The organism is Streptomyces sp. NPDC002513 (assembly GCF_053595355.1).
This window is the reverse complement of the sequence record NZ_JBSFXK010000034.1, coordinates 1-18,113: the sequence shown is the minus strand read 5'-3', so window position 1 is coordinate 18,113 and position 18,113 is coordinate 1. Positions and strand designations below refer to the sequence as shown.

The following is an 18,113-nucleotide window of genomic DNA, read 5'->3' as shown; positions in this document are numbered from 1 at the left end:
CCCGGGGTCAGGGGGCCGAGGCGGAGGGCGGCTCGTCGTCCGGTTCGGAGCCCAGCGTCTGCTCGGCCCAGATGGTCTTGCCCCGGTCGGTGCGGCGGGTGCCCCAGCGGTGTGCGAGCTGGGCGACGAGCAGGAGTCCACGACCGCCCTCGTCGGTGGCGCGCGCGTGCCGCAGATGCGGTGCGGCGCTGCTGCCGTCGGTGACCTCGCAGATCAGCGTGCGGTCCCGGATCAGCCGTACCTGGATGGTGCCCCGCGCATACCGGATGGCGTTGGTGACCAGCTCGCTGATCACCAGCTCGGTCGTGAACGAGAGGGCGCCCAGCCCCCAGGACGCGAGCTGGCGGTCGACCAGGGTGCGGGCGGTGGCCACGATCGCGGGGTCACTGGGGAAGGTCCAGGAGGCGATCCGGTCCTCGCTCAGGACGCGTGTGCGCGCGAGGACCAGCACGACGTCCCTGCCGGGCCGGCCGGACAGCTCGGAGTAGATCACCGCGTCACATGCCTCCTGCACGCTCGCGTGCGGCTGGCCGAGGATGCTCTGCAACCGCGAGACGCCGTCGGACGCCGGCCGGCCGACGAGCCCCTCGCTGTAGAGCGCGATCAAAGTCCCTTCGGCCACCTCCGACTCCCAGGTGGGGAACGGAGGACCGCCGTCGCCCAGCGGAGGCCCGGGGGCCGCGTCGACGGGTTGCCCGTGTCCGTCGGGATGGACGAGGACCGGAGGCGGATGCCCGGCGCAGGCCACGTCGACCCGGCGGCTCGCGGGGTCGTAGATCACGCAGGCGCAGCCGGCGGTGGCGGACTGCACGTCCACGGGATCGTCGGCAGCCTGCGGCCGGCTCTCGTCGGCCAGGCGGACCATCAGATCATCAAGGTGGGCGAGTATCTCATCGGGCGTCAGGTCCAGGGCCGCCAGGCTGTGGGTCGCGGCGCGCAGCCGGCCCATGGTGGCGACGGTGCGCAGACCCTCGCCCCCCACGTTCCCGACCACCAGTGCCACCCGCGCACCGGACAGCGGGATGACGTCGTACCAGGTTCCCCCGGCGTGTCCCGGCAGATAGCTGAACCCCACGTCGACGGCGCTCTGGGTGGGCAACTGCCTGGGGAGCAGGCTGCTCTGGAGGGTGAGGGCCGCGTTGCGCTCGCGCGCGTAGCGGCGGGCGTTGTCCACACACAGGGCCGTCTGCGCGGCGAGTTCGGCGGCGACGGTCAGGTCGTCCTGGTCGAAGGGGGCGGCCGTCACGGACCGGTAGAGGCTTGCCACGCCCAGCACGATCCCGCGCGCGGCCAGCGGTACCACCATCAGCGACCGCACCCGGCCGGAGCGGATGCGGTCCCTCCTGACCGGATCGTGCGCGAGCCACTCGCCGTCCTCGTCGATGCGCGGTATCAGGCGGGGGCGAAGATCGGCCAGGGCCTGCGTGAGCGGTGTGGGGAAGCCGTACGAGGCCGTCTCGCCGACCGCGTAGGCGGGTTGCAGGGAGGCCGCCTCGGTCGACCGGAACGCCACACGCCGGAACGTGATCTCCCCTGCGACCGGGCCCGCGTCGGGCGCATCGCCCCGGCAGACGCAGTCGAACACGTCCACGGAGACGGCGTCGGCCACCCGGCCGACCGCGACCTCGGCCAGCTCGTCCGCGGTACGGCCGATGTCCAGGGTGGTGCCGATGCGCGTGCTGGCGTCGTGGAGCAGTTCGAGGCGCGCTCGGTTCTGGTGGCGTTCTGTGACGTCGAAGACGAGGGCGGCCACACCGAGGGCCTTTCCGGCGCGGTCGCGCAGCCGGAAGGCCGACAGGGAGAACACGTGCTCGCGAGAGAGGTCGGCCGCGGGATGCCCAGGCTGGACGAAGTCGATGACCGGCTGTCCGGTGTGCAGTACCCGCCACAGCGCGTCCTCGACGGCGTCGGTCATCACGCGGGGTGCGACGTCGGTGCCGCGCCGCCCGATGACCTCCCCGGCGCGGAGGCCGCTCAGGCCGGGCGACGCGGTGTTGACCCGGACCACTCTCAAGTCGGTGTCGAGCAGGTGCAGTCCGATCGGTGACTCGGTCAGCAGCGCGTCGAGCACGGCCCGGTCGAAGTCGCCACAGTTCGTCCCCTCCGGCGGCGTGAGAAGGACCGTCCAGGCCACCGGTCCTTCGGCGGTGTGCAGCGGGCGCATGCGCCACTTGGTCTCGACCGGGCGGCCGGACCGGTCGCGCAGGAGCACCGGGCGGTCGTCGTCGGCCGACGCGTTCGCGTCGGCCGGATCGGGCCGGACGAGGAGCGACCACAGGGGTTGGCCCACCATCTCCTCGGGGCCGTAGCCCAGCAGGGCCTCGGCCTCCTCGCTCCACTCGGTGATCACACCGTCGGTGTCCAGGACGATCCTCGCCCGCGGTGTCGCCGGCACGTCACCGCTGCCCGGCACCTTGTCTGGAGCGGTCATCGCAACCCTCCGTTCGCCCGGTGGTCCGTGTAGTCCGCCCGTTGCTCGCGTCGGCCGACGCATGCCGGACGACCGGTATGTCTCTCAGACTGGCAGGCGCCCGCGTCACCCGCTCGGCGGCCCATGATCGGTGCCCGGCGGAGCCTGGCGGGTGACACGCCTCACTCCAATAGTTCATTGTTCAACTACAAAGGGCGGCGTAGCGTGACATGCGCCGGGACACCGGCAGACGCCGACGTTCGCAGTCGTGAAACGCCGGGTGGTGCAAGGAGGAATGACCATGAACAAGCTCGCGCGGCGTATCGCCACCGCGGCCGTCTCCGCCGCGTTCGCCGGCGGCGCTCTCTTCGTCGCCGGCGGCCCCGCCGCGGCGGCCGCTCCGGCCGGGCAGCACTCCGCCCGGGTCACCGTCGCCCAGGGCGGCCACGGTGACGCCGCCGAGCACGTGACGGTGAACGGCTCCGTCGCCCCGTGGATCGCGGACCAGCTGGCGAGGTACGAGCACGTGACGGTGAACGACCGCACCGACCCGTGGATCGCGGACCAACTGGCGACGTACGACCAGTCGGTCGCGGACCGGACCGCGACGTACGACCCCTGGATCATGGACCAGCTCGCCCGGTTCGCCGCGCCCGCCGCCGCGCAGGCCTCCCTTCGCTGACCTTCGGGTGACCTTGGGGCCCCGACGCCGTACCGACCTCTGGATGGTGGTGGGGCCACAGCGGTGGTGAGATCATGACGTGTGGCCTTTGGACGACTACTGGACCTGCGAGGCGCCTTCGCCCGCGCCGGGCTGACCCCCTTCGGTCCCGTCCCGGGCACGCCGACGCGCTGGTGCCGGCCGGAAGTTTCACCCGCCACGGCACGCCGGAGGAGGCCCGGGCGGAACACGGCATGACCAGGGGTGGTGTCAAGGTGCGCAACGTGGCCCGGCCGGTCATCGGGCGGGCCGTCCGCGTCTGACACCTGCGCGTGCACGAGCCGCTGACCGCCCACGTGTGCGCTCCGGCGCCGGACTGAGCAGGACCGACCGCTGACGCGGCGCGCCCGGCGCTGGACGGACCGACCGCCGGCCGGAGCCGCGTACTGTCAGGGCCGTACACCGGCCGGCATGTGCGGCAGCCCTGCGCTCCAGACCGTTCCCGGGGCCGGGCGCCGGAGCGTCGCCCAGGCCGGCCGGGTGCTGTCTGCCCGGAGGGCCGGTGGCGGGCCCGGTGCGCTCAGTGCACGGTCCTGGTCTCGGAGTGGGCCGGGCCGCCCTGCGGGGGAACCTTCGGCCGTACCGGGCCGGTCTGCGGGTCGCCGGGCTCCTCCGAATGGGCCGGGGACCGGCTCTTCGCCCAGGCCGCCAGCTTCGGGTCCGCGAGCGTGTCCACCCACAGATCCGCCAGGCCGAGGGCCTCGGGACCGGGATCGCGGCCGACTCCGATCACTCGCAGACCCGCACCGGCGGCCGCCCTCAGGCCGTTGAGCGAGTCCTCGACCGCCAGGGCGCCCTCGCGCTCCACGCCCAGGCGCCGTACGGCCTCGGCATAGGTGTCGGGAGACGGCTTGGGCACAACTCCGGGCCCCGGCACGACGATGTGCCGGAAGTGCTGTCTCAAGCCCACGGACTGGAGGCTGAACTCCACGACATCGGCTGGGCAGTTGCTGGCTACCGCCAGGGGCGCGATCCGGCTCAGGCTCGTCACCAGCGCCGGTGCTCCGCGCATGGCCACGGGGCACTGCGCCACCAGGGCGCGGAACGCGGCCAGGAGTTGCCGGGCCATCTCCTCGCCGCTGTCCGGTGTGCCGGCGAGGCGTGCCATGAGAGCGCCGCACTCGGTGTAGTGCAGGCCCTTGCTGCGTTCCGTGAACTCCTGGTCGGGCACGGCGCCGTTCTCGCGGAGAACGATGTCGCGGGCTTGTTGCCAGTGGCTTTCGGAGTCCACCAGGGTGCCGTCGCAGTCGAAGACCACGGCTTGGGGTGTCCAGTCGAAGATGCGATGGGTCGTCATGTGCGTGCTTGCCGTTCTGGTGCAGGACGGAACTGCCGAAGGGCGGCGCGATCCGCCGGTGGGGGGTTCCGGTGCGCCTGTGGGTGTCGATTCACCGCGGAGAAGAGTGAAGTGCAGTGCGGCGGTGGTCCGTTCACTCATGCGGTGGTCGCACACCACACACGGCCGCGATCCCGGCGCCTCCGGAACCAGAAACATAATGAACGCTACGCTCTGTTGGACACGTTGGGGAGAATGGCCGACGCAATACGCACGTGTGGGGGACATTTCAGCTATAGCGCAGCATTCCTGCGGCTGTCTGTTCGGCGCCCTGACGGCAATGGAAGAGGACCGAACGGCCGTACTCGGAGCAGTGAATGACGGCGGGCGGGCTGTGCTCGGTGAACCGCAGCGCGGTCATACGGCCGGAGACCGGTCGGACCAGCCGCCCTCCGCTGCGCAGCGCGACGGCCTGCCGCGCCGCCTCCAGCACGGCCATCCCGGGCACATGGTCCGTACCGTGGTCGAAGAGGAAGGGGTGGTGGGGATCGGCGGGTTCCAGGAACACGTCGTCGCCCTCCAGGAAGACGACGACGTCCGACGCCGACTCCAGCCCCAGCAGGGCCGGTTCGGGCCGAATTCGCGGGCCCGCGTCCTCGGCCGTGACGGCACCGGACCGCCCGGCCGCACCGGACCGCAGGGCCGCGTACCGTCCGGCGTCGAGGAACCGCGCCCCGCCCGCCGCGTGCGCGAACGTCCGGTCCCCGGCGAGGAAGGCGACCCGCATCCGCAGGCCGGTCACCGTCGTCCCGCTCCGGTCGGTGCGCACGTCGCCGACGGATGCCAGGCAGGTGATCTCGCTGGCGCCGTGGGGTGCCCGGGGCTCCGCCGCGGGGTCGAGTTCGTAGGCCACGTCGTGGATCAGGAAGCGGGCCGTGGGCGGCACTTCGAAGTGGCGCAGCGGAAGGTAGATGCCGAGTTGGCGCAGTGTCTCCACGATCATCCACGGGCTGTGCCGGTCCTCGCGCCCACGGGGGAACGTGGGATGCGAGCGCGTCCAGGCGGCCGCCGCGCAGAAACGGAGCGGTCCACAGCGGCGGACGTCCGTGAGCAGGACCTCGGCCACCGAGATCCGGTGCACGAAGGCGCGATCCACGGTCCTGGACCAGCTCAGCGGGGGACAACAGGCCCCGGAGGCCTGTCGGGTGCACCCGTTGACCGATTCCTGCGTGCTCCGCGTCCAGTGCCGAGAGTCCATGTAACACAGCTAATAAGACAATTACGGGTTCCGCATGCGCGGCCTCGTGTCCGGGCGGTCGGAGGGCTACATTCCTCTCGCGCTCCACCGACAGACAAGGGACCACACGTGCAGGACCGGGCAGAAGAAACCCGCAGAGCCGTATTGCAGGCGGCGGCTCACCTGTTCTTCGAACGGGGATACGCGGCGACCAGCATCAATGACATCAGTGAACGGTCCGGCCGCACCAGCGGGGCGATCTATTTCCACTACACCAACAAGGAACAGCTCGCCCTGGCCGTGGTGGAAGCACACTTCGCCGCCTGGCCCGCCCTGGTGGCGCACCATGAGGCCGCCCCCGAACCCGCCCTCCGCAAGCTGGTCCGCCTGAGCTTCGCGGTCGCCCGCGCCTTCCGTGACGACGTTCTCGTCCGCGCGGGGGCCCGGCTCTGGGCCGAGCGCAGATCCATCGCCGTCGACATGCCCCCGCCCTTCGTGGACTGGATCGCCACGGTCGAGGGCATGCTGGCCCGGGCCCGGGCGGAAGGGGAGCTCGCCCCTGGCGCGGAGCCCGGCCGCGACGCCCCCACCCTGGTGGCCGCGTTCTTCGGACTGCACACCCTCTCCGACGCCCTCGACGACCGGGTGCTGATCGAGGACCGCCTGACCAACCTCTGGCTGCTGCTTCTGCCCGGCCTCCAGGCCGACCCGGCATCACAGGCCCTGCTCGCCGAGGTGAGCGGCCGTGCCACGGGCCCGGGGGCGTCCACCACCGCCGCACGGCCCACCGCCGGACCGGGCCGCACGGCCCTGTGTCCCGCCCCGGAGTGATCAGCGGTTGAGAAAGGCCCACCACGGGAGCAGCCTGGACGCAGTGCTGCGGATGGGCCCATCGACGACTTCCGGTGGTGCCCGGACGACAGAACGAGGGCGACGACATGGCGAAGGGCTCCGCAATACCGGACAGGCACCGTTCCACGCGGCGGGAGCCCGCGTCGGACGCTGGGGTCATGATGGATCCGCGGGGCATCGTGACCGCGCTCAGCCCGGGTGTCTGCCGTCTTCTCGGCTACGAGCCGGAGGATCTGGTCGGCCGGGCCGCCACGGATCTGCTCGTCGAACCCCCGCCGGCGGCCGTACGGCGCAGCCACGTCCGGCGCCAGCCCTGGAGCGGCCGCGTCACCCTCCGGCACAACGACGGCCACCCGCTGTCGTGGACACTCCGGGCTCAGCCGCTGCGGGACGCGGCCGGGGACACGTACTGGTTCCTCACCGCCGAGGGCGTCGAGCCGTCCGGACTCCCACCCGGGAGCGGCGGCGAACCGGACACCGCCCTCCTCAAGCAGTGGGCGCTGGACCAGCTACCGCTGCCCATGGCCCTCTACGACCGCAGAGGAGTGCGGCTGGAGGTCAACACCGCCATGCGGCGCGAGTCGGGCAGGCAGGAGAACGAACCGTTCGGCTGGCCCATCGGGGAATCCCGGAGCGGCACCACACTGCTGGGCCTGCAGGGCATCGGCGAGGCCATGACGGAGGTCCTGCGCACAGGGCACACGGTGACCTGCGAGGCGTACTCGCCCGGCTGCGACGTCACCGGGCCGCGGGTCTGGCTGCTGTCCCTGTACCCCGTGCGTGAGCCGGGCGGCGAGGTCTGCGGTATGTCGGCGGCGGCCGTGGACACCACCGAGCAGTGCCGCGCCCGCAGGCGGCTGGCCGTCCTCAACGAGGCCGCGCTGCGGATCGGCACCACCCTCGACCTCAGCCGCACCACCGACGAACTGGCGGCGGTCGGCACGGACCACTTCGCCGACCTCGTGCTGGTGGACCTGCTCGACAGCGTCCTCACCGGCGAGGAGAGGGCCACCGGACAGCACGGCCTCCTGGTGTTCCGCAGAACCGCCCAGCGCTCGGTCCTCCCGGGGTGCCCTGAATCGGTGGTCCCGATCGGCGGCATCTACACCTATCCGGAGGACTCCCCGGCCGGACGCGCGCTCGTCGCCGGCCCGGGCGTCCTGCACAGTGCCGAGGAGATCACACGGTGGTGGGCCGAGAGCGCGCCCGAGCGGGCTCGCAACGTTCGCGGCTACGGGATCCATTCCTTCATGGCCGTACCGCTGCGGGCCCGCGGGACCGCGCTCGGGCTGGCCCTGTTCTTCCGCCACCGCACCCCCGTCCCCTTCGCGGAGGACGATCTGCGGCTCGCCGAAGAGCTGAGCGCCCGTGCGGCGGTCCACGTCGACAACGCCCGCCGCTACGGTCAGGAACGCGCCACCGCGCTCGCCCTGCAGCAGACCATCCTTCCGCATCCCGCGCTGCACCACCCCGCCGTCGAGACCGCCTCCCGGTATCTGCCCGCCCACGCCGGCGCCGGCATCGGCGGCGACTGGTTCGACGTCATCCCCCTGTCCAGTGCCCGTGTGGCCCTCGTGGTGGGGGACGTGGTCGGCCACGGCATCACCGCCTCGGCGACCATGGGCCGGCTGTGCACGGCGGTCCGCACCCTGGCCGATGTGGACCTGGCTCCGGACGAACTGCTCACCCACCTCGACGACCTCGTGCTGCTCACGGACCGCGACGAGGCCGCCGACCATTCCGCCCAGAGCTCGGGCGAGGTCGGCGCCTCCTGCCTGTACGCGGTGTACGACCCCGTCTCCCGGCGCTGCTGCATGGCCAGAGCCGGCCATCCGCTGCCCGTCCTGGCCACCCCGGACGGCGCCGTCCGCTTCGTGGACCTGCCGGCCGGGCCGCTCCTCGGCCTCGGCGGCCTGCCGTTCGAAGCCGTGGAGTTCCCCGTCCCGGAAGGCAGCGTCCTCGGCTTCTACACCGACGGGCTGATCGAGTCCCCGGCACGCGACGTGGACGAGGCCTGCGACCTGTTGCGGGCGGCCCTGACCGACCCCTGTTGTCCGCTGGAGGACACATGCGACCGGGTGCTCGGCAGTCTGCTGGCCGAGTCCCGCACCGACGACGTGGTGCTCCTGCTGACCCGGACCAGGGCCCTGAGCGCCGACCGCGTGGCCACCTGGGAACTGCCGTCCGAGCCCTCCGTCGTCGCCCTGGCCCGCGAACTCGCCTGTGAGCGGCTGGCCGCCTGGCATCTCGAGCATGTGGCCTTCGTCGCCGAACTCGTGGTCAGCGAGCTGGTCACCAACGCGATCCGCTACGGCTCATCACCGGTGTACCTACGGCTCATCCGCGACTCGTCTCTGATCTGCGAGGTCGGCGACGCCAGCAGCACCGCGCCCCATCTGCGGCGTGCCCGCCTCTCCGACGAGGGTGGCCGCGGCCTGCTCATCGTCGCGCAGCTCTCCCGGCGCTGGGGCAGCCGCCACCACCGCGCCGGCAAGACCATCTGGGCCGAACTCCCGCTCATGCCCGCACCGCAGGCCGCGTGAACGGTCCGCGCCCGGCTCGGGTTCCCGGGGAACGGCGGGCGCGGCGGGAACGAGGCCGTGGCGGTGTCCGGACGCCCGGCACGGTGGCCCCGCGGTGCACGCGACCGTCGTACGAGCATCCGGGATCCTCGTACGAGGACGGGGTCTACCCGGCGCGGACCGCGAGCAGGGCCACGTCGTCGTGGTCGTCGGCGTGGCGCAGCCCGTGCAACAGGAGGTCGCAGGTCTCCTCCAGGGGCCGGTCCGGCTTGTCGAGGAGGGCCAGGAGCGCGTTGAGCCGGTCGTCGATGGCGTGGTGCCGGGTCTCCACGAGACCGTCCGTGTAGAGGATCAACAGGTCACCCGGGAGCAGTTCGACGGTCGTGGTGCCGAACGGCACGCCGCCCACGCCGAGCGGTGCGCCGGGGGGCAGGTCGAGCAGCGCGGGTTCCCGGCCCGGGCGGGCCAGCGCGGGCGGCATATGGCCAGCGTTGGCCAGGCGGCACTGCCCCCGATGGGGGTCGTACACCGCGTAGATACAGGTGACGATGTAGTGCTCCAGATCGCAGGTGATCTTGTCGAGGTGCTGGAGCACGGTGTCGGGGGCCAGGTCGAGGTCCGCGTAGGCACAGGTGGCGGTGCGCAGCCGGCCCATGGTGGCGGCGGCGTCGATGCCGTTGCCCATCACGTCGCCGACGACGAGCGCGGTCTTGTCGTCGTCGAGGGGGATGACGTCGTACCAGTCGCCGCCGACTTCGCTGGTGGCCTGGGCGGGCTGGTAGCGGTAGGCGAGTTCCAGGCCGGGGTGGTGCGGAGGGTGGTCGGGCAGCAGGCTGCGCTGGAGGGTGAGCGCGGTGTTGCGCACGCTCTGGAACCAGCGGGCGTTGTCCATGGCCACGGCCGCGCGACCGGCCAGCTCACACGCGAGGACGACATCGTCCTGGTCGAAGGCGAGCGGATTGCGGGTGCGTTTGAGATCGAGGGCGCCGAGCACCTCGCCGCGGGCGATCAGGGGCACCGCCAGATAGGAGTGGACGCCGGCGCGGGCGAGGAGCGAGGTGGCCTCGGGATCGCGGGCGATGCGCCGCAGGTCCTGGTCGGCGACCTGGCGCACCAGGGCGGGCCGGCCGGTGTGCACGCACAGGGTGACCAGTCGGTCGCCGTCGTAGGCGGCGAGGTCACCGGGCGGGTCGGCCGCGCGGAGGGCCAAGGTGGGATGGGACGCCTTGAGGGCCAGGGCTCGGAAGAGTTCGGGACCGCTTTCCGGCCGGCCCGTGCGGCGACAGGCCAGGGCGGAGTCCAGGACGTCCACGGCGACCACGTCGGCGAGATCGGGTGTCGCGACCTCGGCCAGTTCGCGGGCGGTCTGCTCCACCTCCAAGGTGGTGCCGACGTGGGCGGAGGCGTCCGCGATGAGCGCCAGGCGCCGCCGGGCACGGTCGGCCTCGGTGGCGGCGTGGTGCCGCTCGGTGACGTCGACGACCGAGATGGCCGCGCCGAGGACCCGGCCGCCGGGATCTTCGAGCCGGTAGAAGGAGAGGGACCAGGCGTGGTCGTTTCCCGGGTCGGCCGGGGTGCGGCCGACGGCGTACTGGTCGAGGAGCGGGGTGCCGGTGGCCAGCACCTGATGCAGGGCGGACTCGATGGTGTCGATGTCGGGGAACGGCAGATCGGTCTCGCGCAGAGGGCGGCCGATGTGCTCCGCGGCGGGGATGCCGTCGATGCGCTCCAGTGCCCGGTTGACCAGGAGATAGCGCAGTTGGGGGTCCATCAGGGCCAGTCCGATGGGGGACTGGTCGATCAGCCGCTCGCACAGGGCCAGGTCGGTCTCGACGCGCACCAGTGTGCCGTGGTCGGCCGCGATGCCCAGCGCGTAGACCTCGCCGGCATCGTTGAGGAGACGCATGGTGCGGAACTCCATCAGGCGCGAGCTGCCGTCCCTGTGCCGGATGGGGAAGGCGCCGGACCAGCTGTGGCCCGTCTCCATCACCTCGGCGAACAGACCGACAACGGTCTGCAGATGCTCCGGGCGGACCAACAGCCGCCCCGCGAACTCACCGAGGGCCTCCTGCGCCGAGTAGCCGAAGAGGTCTTGGGCCTCGGGACTCCAGAACACGATGCGGCCGCCGGAGTCCAGCACCACCGCTGCGACGCTGAGGACGTCCAGCAGGCTGACGGGCCGGGGCCGGTCCGGGCCGGGGCGGTCGCCGTCGGCCTGGAAGGATTCGGCTTTCATCCCACATCTCCCTCCGCCTGCCGGCGCGCCCGCCCGCCACGCGCGGATGTCGCTCCACGCCCAGGTCCACGTTCCCGTCCTTCCATGCTGCCCCCGGGCGTGGGTACTGCCCAGCCCGGAAGACAGCGGGTGGGCGGGCCCCTACGGATCGTGGCCGGCGGACGGACGCCTCAGCGGTCGCCGGCCGGCGACCGAACGGGAGTCAGCAGACGCCGGCCACGGCCTGGCCCAGGCCCATGTCCTCGACCAGGCCGCAGACGGCGAACGGGTCGGCGCCCTGGTGCGCCGGGACGACGAGCCCATGTGCGAGGGCGGGACGGGCGGAGGCGTCGTGAGCCGGTGCGCTCCGGGACACCGGGCGCGGTGTCGGTGGAGCGGCGGGCCGCCGCCCGGCCCGCACGTGAGACGGTCGCCGGTGCTGCGGCGCGCCGAGCGCGGGACCGGCCGGGCGCACTGCGGGGACGGGTCGGCGCGTCTGGGAGGCGGAGCGCAGCCCGGCGGGCGAGGGGTGCCCGGACCACTGACGAGACACGGAGCCGGTCCGTACGAGCCCCGACACGCCACGCGGAGGCCGCGGCGCCGAGGCACGCGGAGCGACCGGCGCGGGAGCGTGGGCATCGGCGGCCGAGACCTGCCGGCCGCCGGCATCGGGCCGAACGGTCACGCACCCGGCGGCAAGCAGCGCGACGACGACGGAGAGAAGCGTGCGGCGCATCCGCCCACGATCGCGCACCGAAGGCACGGGGAAGCGACGACGCGCGGGCGATGCACCGGGACGGGTGAGGGGCCCTCACCCGGCCGGTCTCGGCGTGCTTGCCGGGATGGTCCGCGCGGGCCCGTGGAGCGCTCCGCACGGAACCTCTCCGCACGGCACAACACCGCCCGTGCCGCGGTGGCCTACTCGGCCTGCTCAGCCCCCGTGCTGTCCTCGGCCGACGCGGTCTTCTCCCCGGCCTTCTCCGCCGTCTTCTTCTCGGCAGTCTTCTTCTCCGCCGTCTTCTTCTCGGCCGTGTCGGGGGCGGTGTAGAAGACCGACGTCCCCTGCTTGGAGCGCTGTGCCTGGTTCCTGGCCACGAGTCCTTCGAGCGTCGTGCGGATCACGGTGGTCTTGATGCCGCGCTCGGGATGGACCTGACCGAGGGCCGTGGTGATCTCCGCGGCGGAGCGGGGTTCGCTCTGTTCGGTGAGGTGGCGGCGGACGAGTTCGACCAGTGTGGGCTCGGCCTGCTGCGCCGTGGTGGGCTGGGCCGCGGGCTGCTTGGCAGGCTGCTTGGCGGCGGGCTTCCCGGCCGTGGTGCGGCTGCGCGCAGGGGCGCTCTTCTTCGGCTTCGCCTGCTTGTCCGTACCGGACTTGGCGGCGGGCTTCCTGCGGGGAGCGGGCACGGTGGCCCGGTCGGACGTGGCGGCGGGTCCGGCGGGAGGCGGCGTCAGACCGAGTGCCTGCTGCATGTTCACCAGCACGACGTGGTCGTGCTGCAGCGCGGCCAGTTGCTGCTGCAGCGTGGCGATCTCCGCGCTGACGCGGTCCTGTTCCTTCACATTGCGTTCGAGGTCGTCGGTCACCTGGGAGGCGTACTGCGATGTCAGATCGGTGGTGGCAGTGGTGGTCTCGGACATGAGGTCGACCTTTCTTCTGGTTTTCGTGGTGTGGCGCACAGAAGGCCACAAGTACGTGTTCTCGGGCCGGCGTCCGTGTGACGGCGGCGATAACCACGCGAATACCCCGGTGTAGTGATGGTACGGATGAGTGGAGCCTGTTGGTTCTCTGGAGTCATGTCTTTTTCTCGAGCTGACCTTGAGGGTTCAGGCGGTGCACTGCCGTGCGGTCGTTGTGCCCCAGCCGTGCCGGAGGGCCGGGACGGGGCGTCCACCCCTCTCGTACGTGGGCGCCCTCACTCCGTCGCGGGCATGAGTGCGGCCAGCAACACGGTCCGGTCGTCCGTGCCGTCGGTGACCGATGTGTGGTGCAGAAGCCGCTCGCACCACATGTGCAGGGTGTCCGGGGCCGTGATGTCTTCGGATGCGTCAACGGCTTGGGTGAAGAGGCCCGCGAGGCGGGTGATGCCCTGGTCGATGTCGGATTGACGTGACTCGACCATGCCGTCGCTGTAGAGCAGGAGCAGCGCCGGTTCGGGAACTTCGAGCACGGTGGGTTCGTAGGTGCCCGAGCCGAGTCCCAGCGGCAGGCCCGCGCTGGTGAGCGTGAGGGGTGCGGCCCGTCCGTCCGGGCCTTGGATCAGCGGAGGAGGGTGACCGGCCCCGACGAGGGTGCAGGTGTGGCGTCGCGCGTCCCACTCGGCGTACATGCAGGTCGCGAAGGAGGCACCGGGGGTGTCGCAGGCAAGCGTGTCGAGCCGGCGCAGCAACTCGGCCGGGGTGATGTCGAAGCCCGCCAGGGTGCGTGCGGCCGTGCGCAGTTGAATCATCGCGACCGCCGACTCCGGACCGTGCCCCATCGCGTCGCCGACGACCAGACCGATACGGCCGCCCGGCCGCGGCAGCACATCGGACCAGTCGCCGCCGATGATCGTGTCGTAGCCGGCGGGCACAGAGCCGTGGGTGATACGGCAGCCGTCGAACGTGTGGGCGGTGGCGGGCAGCAGGCTCTGCCGGATGGCCAGCGCGGTCCGGCGCTCCCGTTCGTACCGGCGCGCGTTGTCCAGGGCCACACAGGCCCGCGCGGCCAGTGCCTCCACGGCCGCGGCGTCGTCCGGCAGGAAGCGGGCCCGGTCCGGGCCGCGACCGCAGACGACGAAACCGACGGCGGCGCCCCGCAGATGCAGGGGCACGACCAGGAAGGAGGCCGTCCGGAGCAGATGGCCGATCCGGATGTCGTCGCCGCCGGAGGCGCGCAGCCGTTCGGATGTGTGGGCGTCGACCGTGTCCAGGAGCTGCGGACGCCTGGTGGCCAGGGAGCGCGCGTACGGCGTCTCGCGCGGGAAGACGATCACCTCACCGACCGGCAGTATGCCCTCCCATCGCGCGGCGGCCTCCGCTCCCACGCGCAGCGCCAGCCGGCGGGCCTCGATCTGGGGCGGGTCCCCGGCCGGGTGCGCGTTCTCCTCGACGAGCCAGCGCTCCAGCAGGTAGACCGACGCCGCGTCGCAGATGCCGGGAGTCAGCGCCTGCACGATATGACGGCCGGTCAGATGGAGGTCGAGCTCCGACCCGATGACATCGGCCGCGGGGGAGAAGGCGGTCCGGCGGCCCGAGCGTGCGGCGGCCGGTGATGCGTCGAGAGGGCGGCGCGCTTGGTTCCGCAGGGTCGTGCCTTTCCGGGTGGGGCCGGTCGCGACCACGCGGCAGCGGCATCGCCTCGCCGCGGGTCAGACGGCAACTATATGATGGAACATCAAGATCGTTGTCTGAGGGGAGAGTTGCTGTGACGGGTGACGAGTTACGCCCGAAGGACGTCGATCCCCGCAAGGCCAGTGTCGCCCGGATGTACGACGCCATGCTGGGCGGCGAGCACAACTTCGCCATCGACCGGGAGGCAGTCGCGGCCTTCACCGCCATCGACCCTCAGGTGCGTACCCTGGCGCGAGCCAATCGCGCCTTCCTCCAGCGGGCGGTGCGCTTTCTGATCGGCGCCGGAGTGCGGCAGTTCATAGACCTCGGGTCGGGCATCCCCACGCAGGGCAATGTCCACGAGGTGGCGCAGGCCGCCGCCCCGGGGGCGCGCGTGGCCTACGTGGACAACGACCCGGTCGCCGTGGCGCACAGCGCCTCTCTGCTCGCCGGCAACCCGGACGCGGTCATCGTCGACGCCGACATCCGCCGGCCGGCCGAGATCCTGTCCTCCCCGCACGTGCGGGGGTTCATCGACTTCGACGAGCCCGTCGCCGTACTGATGGTCACCATCCTGCACTTCATCACATCCGAGGAGAATCCCGCCGGCATCGTGGCCGCCTTCCGGGACCTCCTCCCCGACGACGGCTGGCTGGCGCTGACGCACGCCACGAACCAGGACCGCCCGGACACCGCCGCCGCGGTGGGGCAGTTGTACCGCTCCAGGGCCACATCGCCGGTCACCGCGCGTTCCCGCGCCGAGATCCTCGCCCTGTTCGACGGCTTCGACCTGGTGGAGCCCGGCCTGGTCCATGTGCCCCTGTGGCGCCCGGATCCAGGGGACCCGATCCCGGACAACCCGTCGGAGTACTGGGTGTACGCGGGCGTCGGCCGCAAGCGTCCATGAGGGGAGCGGGGCATGCGCCGGCAGGTCGGCGAGCGCATCCTTGACTTCGAGCGCACTCCACGTCGTAGCGTCCGCTGCATGGCCCCACCGGGCTCCGTGCCACCGGGGTGCCGGTCCGCGGGATCCGCGGCTCCGGCGAGCCGGGGGAGGGCGGTGAGGCCGGGAAGAGCACGACCGCAAGGAAAGTCTGGAGACGATCATGAAGCAGCGCAGGCTCCGGGACCTGGAGGTCTCCGCTATCGGTCTCGGTTGCATGGGGATGTCCGCCTTCTACGGTTCCGCCGACGAGGAAGAGGGCATCAAGACCATCCACCGCGCCCTTGAGCTGGGCATCGACTTCCTCGACACCGCGCAGATGTACGGCCCGCTCACGAACGAGTCACTGGTCGGCCGTGCGATCAAGGGGCGCCGCGACGCCTATGTGATCGCTACGAAATTCAACTACCGCATGGACAACGCCGTCCCGGGCGACATGAGCACGGTCGGACCGCAGGACGGTTCGGCGGAGCACGTACGCAGCTCGATCCACGGTTCGCTCAAACGGCTTGGGACCGACTACATCGACCTCTACTACCAGCACCGGGTCGACCCCAAGGTGCCCATCGAGGAGACGGTGGGCGCGCTGGCGGAGCTGGTCGCGGAGGGCAAGGTGCGGTACATCGGTCTGAGCGAGGCGGCCCCGGAGACGATCCGCCGCGCGAACGCCGTCCACCCGATCACGGCCGTGCAGACCGAGTACTCGCTGTGGACGCGTGACCCGGAGGCCGAGGTGCTGCCCACCTGCCGTGAACTGGGCATCGGGTTCGTGCCCTACTCGCCGTTGGGACGCGGCTTCCTCGCCGGCCGGTTCGCCTCTCCCGACGACCTGGAGGAGGGCGACTTCCGGCGCAGCGGCCCGCGCTTCACGGGGGAGAACCTCAAGGCGAACCTCAGGCTCGCCGAGAAGGTGAAGGAGATCGCGGCGGAGAAGGACGTCACCCCGGCGCAGCTCGCGATCGCCTGGGTGCTGACCCAGGGCGAGGACCTGGTCCCGATCCCGGGCACCAAGCGCCGCACCTACCTCGAGCAGAACGCGGTCGCGGCGGACGTCGAGCTGACGAAGGACGACCTCGCGCGCGTCGACGCCGAACTTCCCGAGGTCGCGGGGGAGCGCTACGACGAGGCCGGCATGGCGTCCGTGAACCGTTAGCCGCGTCGACGAGGCCGGCCGACCGGGGCGGCGGGGCGGAGGCCGCCCGCTCCCCGGCCGGTGCGGGCGTCCGGCGTGTCAGCGCCGGAAGGCGTCCTTGGTCTTCTCCTTCGCTTGGCGAGCGGCGCCCTTGACCTTCTCGGCGCGGCCCTCGGCCGTCATCCTCTCGTTCCCGAGCACGCGGCCGACCGCCTCCTTGGCCTTGCCCATGGCCTGTTCCATCATTCCCTTGACCTTCTGCTCTCCAGCCACCTCTGCTCACTCCACGTCACCTTGACTACGAGGGCACTCCACCGAGTGGCCCTGGGCGCGGTCCTCAAACCCGGACGTCCGGCCACCACGTTCCTATGACAGCGGTCATGGAGGTGTGCTACGACAGCTGTCATGATCTATGGGGTGCGGGGTAATCGCGGGCAGGGGGAGCACAGTGGGTGAGGGCGCGTCCCGGCTCATGTGGGAGTTGACCGAGCCGGTGCACGACCTCGTGTACTTCGCGCCGGAGGCACGGCAAGCGGCCGACGAGGTGGGTATGCGCGGCTTCTGGATGGGGTATTTCGCGCTGCGCGCCGCGCCCCTGGGACCGGTCCAGCCGGCAGTGGTGACCAGCAGCTTCTATGTCTTCCACCCCAGCCGGGTGATGCGCGCGCTGCCGGACGCGTGGCGGTACGCGTCGGTGGCCGACGTCCTCGCCGCGCGACAGCGGGCGGTCGCTCTCGCCATGCGGCGGCTGTACGGGGAGGACGCCCTGCGCGGTTCCCGGATGGCGGAGGCGGCGGACCTGGCCTGGGCCGCGGCCCAGGCGGCCGACACGGCGGGCCGGGTGCTCGGCGCCGCCAACCAGGCCCTGGAGCGCCCGGCCGAGCCGCATGTGCGGCTGTGGCAGGCCGCGACCACACTTCGTGAGCATCGTGGTGACGGGCATGTCGCCGTCCTGGTGAGCCGTGGCATCGGACCGGTCGAGGCGCTGGCGCTCAAGGCCGCCGCGGGGGAGTCGGACGGCGCGTTGCTGCGCGAGGGCCGGAAGTGGGACGACGCGACCTGGCGCGCCACCGAGGCCGCGTTGCGGGACCGGGGATGGGTCGACGACAACGGGCGGCTGACCGCCCGGGGAGCGGCCGAACGCCGCGCGATCGAGGACGCGACCGACGCAGCCGCCGAGGGACCATGGCGGGCGCTGGGCCACGACGCCACCGTACGGCTGGCGGAGCTACTGGCTCCGTGGGCCCGGAAGGTGGTGGCATCCGGAGTCATCCCCTCGGGCAACCCGGTGGGGCTGACGGGTGCTCTGCTGAGTGACGTTGGCGACGCCCGCCCCGGAACCACGACCTGACGGACGCGGGGCTCTCGGGAGAGCCCGCCCGCACGCGGTCCACGGGCGGGCGGAGGTGCGGCCGGCCGCGGGCGGCGGGCATCGGGCCGTACCGACACGACCACACACTGTTCGTTCTCATCGATCCGGACGCCCTCGACCACGG

The 18,113-nt window shown here is 72.0% G+C and carries 14 protein-coding genes and 1 pseudogene; 7 read left to right on the top strand and 8 right to left on the bottom strand.

What is annotated here, in order from left to right; translation table 11 throughout:
- Window positions 1-7 precede the first annotated feature (7 nt).
- Entirely contained in the window at window positions 8-2,431 is a 2,424-nt protein-coding gene (locus ACWD5Q_RS21800) for a SpoIIE family protein phosphatase (protein ID WP_451428687.1), read from the bottom strand.
- A gap of 280 nt (window positions 2,432-2,711) precedes the next feature.
- On the opposite strand from ACWD5Q_RS21800, the gene ACWD5Q_RS21795 reads away from it, so the two are divergent.
- Complete coding sequence (locus tag ACWD5Q_RS21795) at window positions 2,712-3,092, top strand: hypothetical protein (protein WP_451428686.1); 381 nt, start codon at window positions 2,712-2,714, stop codon at window positions 3,090-3,092.
- A gap of 215 nt (window positions 3,093-3,307) precedes the next feature.
- Window positions 3,308-3,394, top strand: a pseudogene (locus ACWD5Q_RS21790) (metallophosphoesterase); the annotation flags it as partial.
- A 257-nt stretch (window positions 3,395-3,651) separates the two neighbouring features.
- On the opposite strand, the gene ACWD5Q_RS21785 reads toward ACWD5Q_RS21790, so the two are convergent.
- Both ACWD5Q_RS21785 and ACWD5Q_RS21780 read right to left on the bottom strand, forming a co-directional pair.
- Window positions 3,652-4,428 (bottom strand): HAD family hydrolase, encoded by a 777-nt coding sequence (locus ACWD5Q_RS21785; protein WP_451428685.1) that lies wholly within the window; start codon window positions 4,426-4,428, stop codon window positions 3,652-3,654.
- A 268-nt stretch (window positions 4,429-4,696) separates the two neighbouring features.
- Window positions 4,697-5,563 (bottom strand): ScbA/BarX family gamma-butyrolactone biosynthesis protein, encoded by an 867-nt coding sequence (locus tag ACWD5Q_RS21780; protein ID WP_451428684.1) that lies wholly within the window; start codon window positions 5,561-5,563, stop codon window positions 4,697-4,699.
- A gap of 210 nt (window positions 5,564-5,773) precedes the next feature.
- On the opposite strand from ACWD5Q_RS21780, the gene ACWD5Q_RS21775 reads away from it, so the two are divergent.
- Window positions 5,774-6,475 (top strand): ScbR family autoregulator-binding transcription factor, encoded by a 702-nt coding sequence (locus ACWD5Q_RS21775; RefSeq protein WP_451428683.1) that lies wholly within the window; start codon window positions 5,774-5,776, stop codon window positions 6,473-6,475.
- Window positions 6,476-6,582: 107 nt separating this feature from the next.
- Complete coding sequence (locus tag ACWD5Q_RS21770) at window positions 6,583-9,039, top strand: SpoIIE family protein phosphatase (RefSeq protein ID WP_451428735.1); 2,457 nt, start codon at window positions 6,583-6,585, stop codon at window positions 9,037-9,039.
- 145 nt (window positions 9,040-9,184) lie between these two features.
- Here ACWD5Q_RS21770 and ACWD5Q_RS21765 read toward each other — a convergent pair whose 3' ends face one another.
- The 4 genes from ACWD5Q_RS21765 to ACWD5Q_RS21750 all read right to left on the bottom strand — a co-directional run bounded on the left by ACWD5Q_RS21765 (window position 9,185) and on the right by ACWD5Q_RS21750 (window position 14,553).
- Entirely contained in the window at window positions 9,185-11,254 is a 2,070-nt protein-coding gene (locus ACWD5Q_RS21765) for a SpoIIE family protein phosphatase (protein ID WP_451428682.1), read from the bottom strand.
- 202 nt (window positions 11,255-11,456) lie between these two features.
- On the bottom strand, window positions 11,457-11,609 hold the full coding sequence (locus tag ACWD5Q_RS21760; protein WP_451428681.1) for a hypothetical protein: 153 nt from the start codon (window positions 11,607-11,609) through the stop codon (window positions 11,457-11,459).
- A gap of 542 nt (window positions 11,610-12,151) precedes the next feature.
- The gene (locus ACWD5Q_RS21755; RefSeq protein WP_451428680.1) at window positions 12,152-12,871 is read right to left on the bottom strand and encodes a hypothetical protein; all 720 of its coding nucleotides are present in this window, start codon (window positions 12,869-12,871) and stop codon (window positions 12,152-12,154) included.
- 275 nt (window positions 12,872-13,146) lie between these two features.
- On the bottom strand, window positions 13,147-14,553 hold the full coding sequence (locus ACWD5Q_RS21750) for a PP2C family protein-serine/threonine phosphatase (protein WP_451428679.1): 1,407 nt from the start codon (window positions 14,551-14,553) through the stop codon (window positions 13,147-13,149).
- Between the two features lie 83 nt (window positions 14,554-14,636).
- Between ACWD5Q_RS21750 and ACWD5Q_RS21745 the strand changes: the two genes are divergently transcribed.
- Together ACWD5Q_RS21745 and ACWD5Q_RS21740 are read left to right on the top strand one after the other, a co-directional pair.
- Window positions 14,637-15,449 (top strand): SAM-dependent methyltransferase, encoded by an 813-nt coding sequence (locus tag ACWD5Q_RS21745; RefSeq protein WP_451428678.1) that lies wholly within the window; start codon window positions 14,637-14,639, stop codon window positions 15,447-15,449.
- A 199-nt stretch (window positions 15,450-15,648) separates the two neighbouring features.
- Window positions 15,649-16,638, top strand: coding sequence for an aldo/keto reductase (locus tag ACWD5Q_RS21740; RefSeq protein WP_451428677.1), 990 nt, complete (start codon window positions 15,649-15,651; stop codon window positions 16,636-16,638).
- 78 nt (window positions 16,639-16,716) lie between these two features.
- On the opposite strand, the gene ACWD5Q_RS21735 is transcribed toward ACWD5Q_RS21740, so the two are convergent.
- On the bottom strand, window positions 16,717-16,890 hold the full coding sequence (locus ACWD5Q_RS21735) for a CsbD family protein (RefSeq protein ID WP_451428676.1): 174 nt from the start codon (window positions 16,888-16,890) through the stop codon (window positions 16,717-16,719).
- A gap of 175 nt (window positions 16,891-17,065) precedes the next feature.
- Between ACWD5Q_RS21735 and ACWD5Q_RS21730 the strand changes: the two genes are divergently transcribed.
- Window positions 17,066-17,968: an SCO6745 family protein gene (locus ACWD5Q_RS21730; protein WP_451428675.1), complete on the top strand. Its 903-nt coding sequence runs from the start codon at window positions 17,066-17,068 to the stop codon at window positions 17,966-17,968.
- Window positions 17,969-18,113 lie beyond the last annotated feature (145 nt).